The sequence below is a fragment of the Rhodopseudomonas rhenobacensis genome (genome assembly GCF_014203125.1).
Taxonomy (GTDB): Bacteria; Pseudomonadota; Alphaproteobacteria; order Rhizobiales; family Xanthobacteraceae; genus Rhodopseudomonas_A; species Rhodopseudomonas_A rhenobacensis.
In genome coordinates this window covers 102,261-108,055 of the sequence record NZ_JACHIH010000018.1, presented here as the reverse complement: position 1 = coordinate 108,055, position 5,795 = coordinate 102,261, and the positions used below count along the sequence as shown (strand labels likewise).

The 5,795-nt window shown below is 67.1% G+C and carries 6 protein-coding genes; 4 read left to right on the top strand and 2 right to left on the bottom strand.

Annotation, left to right across the window (positions count from 1 at the left end):
- Positions 1-83: 83 nt before the first annotated feature.
- Together HNR60_RS14840 and HNR60_RS14835 are read right to left on the bottom strand one after the other, a co-directional pair.
- Positions 84-926 carry an NAD(P)-dependent oxidoreductase gene (locus HNR60_RS14840; RefSeq protein WP_184258779.1) on the bottom strand — a complete coding sequence of 281 codons (843 nt, stop codon included), beginning with the start codon at positions 924-926 and terminating at the stop codon, positions 84-86.
- Between the two features lie 45 nt (positions 927-971).
- Positions 972-2,180: an MFS transporter gene (locus tag HNR60_RS14835; RefSeq protein ID WP_184258777.1), complete on the bottom strand. Its 1,209-nt coding sequence runs from the start codon at positions 2,178-2,180 to the stop codon at positions 972-974.
- Between the two features lie 151 nt (positions 2,181-2,331).
- Here HNR60_RS14835 and HNR60_RS14830 point away from each other — a divergent pair, with 151 nt between their 5' ends.
- The 4 genes from HNR60_RS14830 to HNR60_RS14815 all read left to right on the top strand — a co-directional run bounded on the left by HNR60_RS14830 (position 2,332) and on the right by HNR60_RS14815 (position 5,781).
- Entirely contained in the window at positions 2,332-3,261 is a 930-nt protein-coding gene (locus HNR60_RS14830; protein WP_184258775.1) for a LysR family transcriptional regulator, read from the top strand.
- A gap of 130 nt (positions 3,262-3,391) precedes the next feature.
- Complete coding sequence (rpmG, locus tag HNR60_RS14825) at positions 3,392-3,559, top strand: 50S ribosomal protein L33 (RefSeq protein WP_011472688.1); 168 nt, start codon at positions 3,392-3,394, stop codon at positions 3,557-3,559.
- 1,613 nt (positions 3,560-5,172) lie between these two features.
- On the top strand, positions 5,173-5,463 hold the full coding sequence (locus tag HNR60_RS14820; protein ID WP_184258773.1) for a hypothetical protein: 291 nt from the start codon (positions 5,173-5,175) through the stop codon (positions 5,461-5,463).
- Positions 5,464-5,493: 30 nt separating this feature from the next.
- Positions 5,494-5,781 (top strand): hypothetical protein, encoded by a 288-nt coding sequence (locus HNR60_RS14815; protein ID WP_184258771.1) that lies wholly within the window; start codon positions 5,494-5,496, stop codon positions 5,779-5,781.
- Positions 5,782-5,795 lie beyond the last annotated feature (14 nt).

Below are 5,795 nucleotides of genomic sequence, written 5' to 3'. Positions count from 1 at the left end.
GGCTTTTGCGCGCCCTGTTCGCCGCGCTCTGCCGCGTCATCGGATCGATGCAATACGCCTAAATCGGCGCGTGTCCGGGATCTTCACGGACGACCCAGGATCGACCAGTCCTTGGCGCCAAGCCCCTGCTCCACCGCGCCCTGCATGTTCTCGCGCACGATCGCGGCCGCCGGCAGCACGGTGTTGGTGGCATCGGCCGCGGCGAACGCCAGATTGACGTCCTTCAAGCCGAGCGTGAGCTTGAAGCCGGGCTCGTAGGTCTTGGCGGCGATGAAGCCGCCATAGCGCTGATAGCTGGGGCTCGCAAAGATCGAATTGGTGACGATCGGCAGGAAGTCCGCAGCGCTGAGGCCGTAGCTCTCGGTCAGCGCGGTGGCCTCGCCCATCGCCTCGATCGCCAGCGTGATCATCAGATTGCCGGCGATCTTGGCGACATTGGCCTGCTTCGGATCGCGGCCGAGCTTCCAGGTCTTTTGCCCGATCGCATCGAACAGCGGTTGCACCCTGGCGATCGCGGCGGCGTCGCCGGCGGTGACCACGTTGAGCTGCGCCTTGGCGGCCGCCGCCGGCACGCCGAACACCGGCGCCGCCACATAGGCGATGCCGGCCGCGCGGTGCTGCTCGGCGAGCTCATCGACCAGACTAAGCGAGATCGTCGCCGCCATCACATGGACGCAGTCCTTGCGTGCCGCGGCGAGCGCGCCGGACTCCAGGATCACGCTGCGCACCGCGGCGTCGTCCGACAGCATGGTGATCACCGCGTCGTTCTGAAATGCCTCCGCCGGCGTGTTCAGCACGGTGACGCCGTCGAGCGCGCGCGCAGCCTCCGGATTTCTGTTCCAGACGCTGACGCGGTGCCCCGCCTTGACCAGATTGGGCACCATCGCGGCGCCCATGCTGCCGACGCCGATAAATCCAACATCCATTTTGAAGCTCCACACTGTGACGATTGATAGTTAGTGGGTCCCGGCTCAATGACCAGGCTGCCGCGCGCGGCCGAGCCATTCCAGGATCAGCGCCGACAGCGCCAGCGCCGCACCGAAGCCGCACACTGCCGGCCAGCCGCCGAAGCCCCAGGCCAAGGTGGCGCCCGCCGAGCCCAACGCGCCGCCGACGAACATGCCCGTCACGAACACGGTATTGATGCGGCTGCGCGCCGCAGGCTCCAGCGCGAACACCACGTGCTGATTGGAAATCAGCGCGCTCTGCACGCCGAAATCCAGCGCGATGACGCCGAGCACCAAGCCCGGCAGCGTGCCCCAGAAGCCGAACAACAGCCACGACGCCGCGCCGATCAGCGCGCCCGCCGCGATCACCAGCCGCGGGCCGCGGCGGTCGGCGATCCGCCCGGCGAGCGGCGCCGCCAGAATGCCGACCGCGCCGACGATGCCGAACAGCCCGGCGGCGTCAGCACCGAGGTGGAATTTCGGCTCCTGCAGATGCAGCGCCAGCACGGTCCAGAACACGCTGAACGAGCCGAACAGCGCCGCCTGCACCAAGGTGGCGCGGCGCAGCGCCGGATGGCGCCGCCACAGCCCGGCCACCGACGCCAGCGCCGGCCCGTAGCGCAGATCGAGATGCGGCGCGTTGCGCGGCAGCAGCCACGCCATCAGCGCGGTCGCCGCCAGCGTCAACGGCGCGGCGAGCCAGAACATCTCGCGCCAGCCGAATTGCGTCGCGACGAAACCGGCCAGCGTCCGGCTCAGCAGGATGCCGCACAAGAGGCCAGCCATCACCGCGCCGATGGTTTTGCCGCGGCGCTCCGGATGCGCCAGGGCCGCGGCGAACGGCACGATCTGCTGCGCCACCGCGGCGCCGGCGCCGACCAGCAATGAGGCCAGTATCACCAGCAACGCGTTCGGCGCCAGCGCGACCAGCACGGTCGCCACCGCCAGCAGGGCGAACTGCACGACGATCAGCCGGCGCCGATCCACCAGGTCGCCGAGCGGCAGCAGCAGGAAGATGCCCACCGCATAGCCGAGCTGGGTCGTGGTCGGGATCAGCCCGCTCAGCGTCGGATTGCCGAGCTCGCGCTGCATGATGCCGAGCATCGGCTGGTTGTAATAGATGTTGGCGACCGCGATTCCGGCCGCGACCGCCATCGCCCAGGTCAGCCCGGCGCCGATCACCGGCAGCTGTTGCGGATCGGCGAGTTTTTCGGGCGGGACATTCAACGTCATCGGTTCACCTTCGAGTTTGGCGACGGGCCAATGTTGCAAAGCCTAGCCGACAGCCAAGGTTCGACCCCGCCTCCCGCCCGCTCAATCTGCCCATGCGCCACGACGATGGGTAGAGGCTTGTCCCTATATGATTTATCCGTAATATGAATGAATGACCGATACGCTCGCGCTGTTTCAGGTGTTCGTCCGAGTGGTGGAGGCCGGCTCCTTCACCCGGGTGGCGGCGGAGCAGAACTCCAGCCAGCCGACCGTCAGCCGGCAGATCGCCGCGCTGGAGGAGCATCTCGGCGCCCGGCTGTTCATCCGCACCACCCGCAAGCTGACCCTGACCGACGACGGCCGCGGCTTCTACGACCGCGCCAGGCTGGCGCTGGAGGCGGTCAGCGAGGCCGAAGAGGCGGTCGGGCGGCGCCGCGCCCGGCCCTCGGGAACGCTGCGGCTCGCGACCCCTGTGGTGTTCGGGCGGCTGCGGGTGATTCCGCATCTCAAGGCGTTCTTCGCCCGCTATCCCGGCGTCAGCGTCGATCTGGTGATGAACGACGGCTACGCCGATCTGATCGAGGAAGCGATTGATCTGGCGATCCGCTCCGGGGCTATTCCCGACACCGCGCTGATCGCCAAGCGAATCGCCAGCACCCGCCGCGTCGTGGTCGCCTCGCCGGCCTATCTGCAGGGCCGCAGCATCCCTCAGCATCCCCGCGACCTGGCCGGGCACAATTGCGTCGCCTTCAGCCGCGCCGCTGCCGCCGTGCACTGGCCGTTCGACGGGCCGGACGGCCCGCTCAGCCACGAGGTCAAGGGCACGTTCCGGACGCAGAATTCCGAGGGCACCCGCGAGGCGGTGATGTCCGGGCTCGGCATCGGGCTGTTGCCGATCTGGCATTTCACCGACGAGATCGAAACCGGCCGGGTGGTGGTGCTGCTCGCCGCATTCGAGCCGAAACCGGCGCCGATTCACGCGGTCTATCCGTCGCGCCGGCTGCTGCCGCAGAAGACCCGGGTGATGCTCGACTTTCTGGAACGGCAATTTGCGCGCGATCCGACGCTCAATCCGCCCGAAAAGCACGGCGCGACCGCGTGAATCGGCTGGATCGCGCGGGTTATTTGACCCCAAACCTTGACTTTGCCGCGTTGCAAGCTAGGTTGCGCCGCGAATGCAGGCCGGCAGCGTTGGCCCGCGCCCGATTCCAGACATTTCGAGGTTTTTTACCATGGCCAAGGCGGTCACCATCAAGATCAAGCTCGTCTCGACCGCGGATACCGGCTTCTATTACGTGGCGAAGAAGAACTCGCGCACCATGACCGACAAGATGGTCAAGAAGAAGTACGATCCGGTGGCGCGCAAGCACGTCGAGTTCAAGGAATCCAAGATCAAGTAAGCTGTTTTCAGCTGCTTGCGGATTTCGACGGGGCCTTGCGGCCCCGTTTTTTGTTGCGGCTTATGCAAAAGAGAACCTGTGTCCCGGACACGGAGCAGCGCCTTGGCGCTGCGCGGCGCTGCCGCATCATCAACCGTCATCCCCGCGAAAGCGGGGATCCAGTATTGCAGAGCCATCGCGGCTATGTGCGGCCCTCGATCGATCGCTCTGCAATACTGGGTCGCCCGGTCAAGCCGGGCGATGACCGCCGCGCGTGGGGCGCGGGATTGCGCGTCACGATCCCGGAGTCGATTTTCAAACAGCCACGATGAGTCGGGATATGCGTTCGCGATCTCGCGACGCGTTGCGCCCGAGCTTTGCGAAGTGCCCCTCGAAAAAAATGAGGGGGATGGCGCGCCGCACGGCGCGAGGTGGAATTTCGCGGCTTCGCGGCTCGCCCTACGAAGGCAAGTCGCAAACCGCGCGTCGCCTTGCGGCGCGCCAGCTGCGGCGATTATGGGCCCCGGGACCGTGCTTCCGGGGACAGGCGCGATGCACTCCGCACCGCCGATCCCGGCGATCTCTCGCCGTTCACCTGTCCCGCGTCCAGCCAACCAGCAAGTGGCAGAGCCTCGTAGTGGGCCCGGACGGTGGCCTGGGGCCTCCCGGGTGGTGCTTGCGAGGCACCAGCGCGGGACGCCGCGTCGACCGAGTGGGAGTTGCCTCCCTCTCGGCAGCGAGTATTTGGCGGGTCGCCCCGCCGCTCGCTCTGTCCCGCTTCAAAAGCGCCCTCGAGAAGCGCCCCTCACGGACAGGACGATAGGAATATAATCTGCAACCGGAAATTGTCAATGGAGTCGGTGCGGTAGCGCGTAGCCCGGATGAAGCGCAGCGAAATCCGGGAACTAGGTCGCGATTGCCAGCGTGATATCTCGCGAGAGGCGGCAGGTCTTTCTCCCGGATTTCGCTTCGCTCCATCCGGGCTACATGCTTCAACCACGGCCTCATCCCGAGGAGCGCGCGTCCCGAGGGATCGGCTGCGGGGTTGAGGCTCCCACGCGGCCTCATGGTTCGAGACGCGCGCCAAGTGGCGCGCTCCTCACCATGAGGAGCGGCCACCGGACGAAGCGAGAACCCTACGGACTAACTCCATCCACCGCCGTCATCCTGAGGAGCTCGGCGAAGCGCAGCGAAGCCGGGCGTCTCGAAGGATGCGCCGCACGGTCGGAGTTCACCGCGTGCACGTAGCCGCACCCTTCGAGGCCCTCGCTTTGCTCGGGCGCCTCAAGATGACGGCGCTTTGGTTGTTGCTAGGATGCAGCGAAGCGTAATCCGGGCTACGGACTTCATCCGGACTACCAACTCCGCAGCAGCTCAAACCGTGACCGCGCACTTCGGATCGGTGGGTTACGCGCTTCGCGCTAACCCTACGGACGAGATCGCGGCGTCCTTCCGCCGATGGTCAATCCGAGACACTCTGATCGACGGCAGCCGCTGATTGCGGACGCTCGTTCAAACATTCAGATCGCGCAAGAAACTCAACGCCGCGCAAAATTCATTTCCCCCTGCCCCGGAACAATCCGCCGCCTCAACGCTTGTTGGGCGCGCCTTGTGGCGCCTTCCAGGAGAATTCAATGAAACGCATGTTGATCGCGACCGCCGTTGCGGGATTCCTCGGCCTCGGCCTGATGCTGCCGGCCGCTGCGATGCCGGTATCCGGCGGCCTTGCCGCCGCCGCGACCACCACCGCCGCCACCGACAATGTCGTCGAGGCGCAATACGGCCGTCGCCACGTGGTGCGTCGCGGCTACTATGGCCCGCGCCCCGGCATGCGTCGCGGCTACGGACCGCGTCCCGGCATGTATCGCGGCCATCGCGGCCCGGGTTACGGCATGGCGCGCGGCCGCCATCGCGGCTGGCGCTAAGCGCTCGCTCCGACAGTCAAAGGACACCTCATGAAAATCCTCGCTCTGGCGGCGGCTGCGGCCACCGCGCTCCTCACCTCCGCGGCCTCCGCGGCCCCGCTTGCCGTGCAGACCTCGGGCATCGCCCCGACCGGCACCGAACAGGTGCGGCTGGTGTGCGACGAATACGGCCGCTGCTTCCGCAGCCGCCCGCGCTACGTCGAGCCACGCTACGGCTATCGCGGCGGCTATGAGCGCCGCGGCTACGGCCATCGCCAAGGCTATTACGGCGGCGGCGGCCCGAGCATCGGACTCGGCTTCGGCGGCGGTCGCTGGTAAGCGTCTCCGTCCCC

What these genes read in the sequence shown, in the direction of transcription:
- rpmG (WP_011472688.1), top strand. Translation starts at nt 3,392, where the DNA reads ATGGCCAAGGCGGTCACCATCAAGATCAAGCTCGTCTCGACCGCGGAT.
- HNR60_RS14830 (WP_184258775.1), top strand. Translation starts at nt 2,332, where the DNA reads ATGACCGATACGCTCGCGCTGTTTCAGGTGTTCGTCCGAGTGGTGGAG.
- HNR60_RS14835 (WP_184258777.1), bottom strand. Translation starts at nt 2,180, where the DNA reads ATGACGTTGAATGTCCCGCCCGAAAAACTCGCCGATCCGCAACAGCTG.
- HNR60_RS14840 (WP_184258779.1), bottom strand. Translation starts at nt 926, where the DNA reads ATGGATGTTGGATTTATCGGCGTCGGCAGCATGGGCGCCGCGATGGTG.
- HNR60_RS14820 (WP_184258773.1), top strand. Translation starts at nt 5,173, where the DNA reads ATGAAACGCATGTTGATCGCGACCGCCGTTGCGGGATTCCTCGGCCTC.
- HNR60_RS14815 (WP_184258771.1), top strand. Translation starts at nt 5,494, where the DNA reads ATGAAAATCCTCGCTCTGGCGGCGGCTGCGGCCACCGCGCTCCTCACC.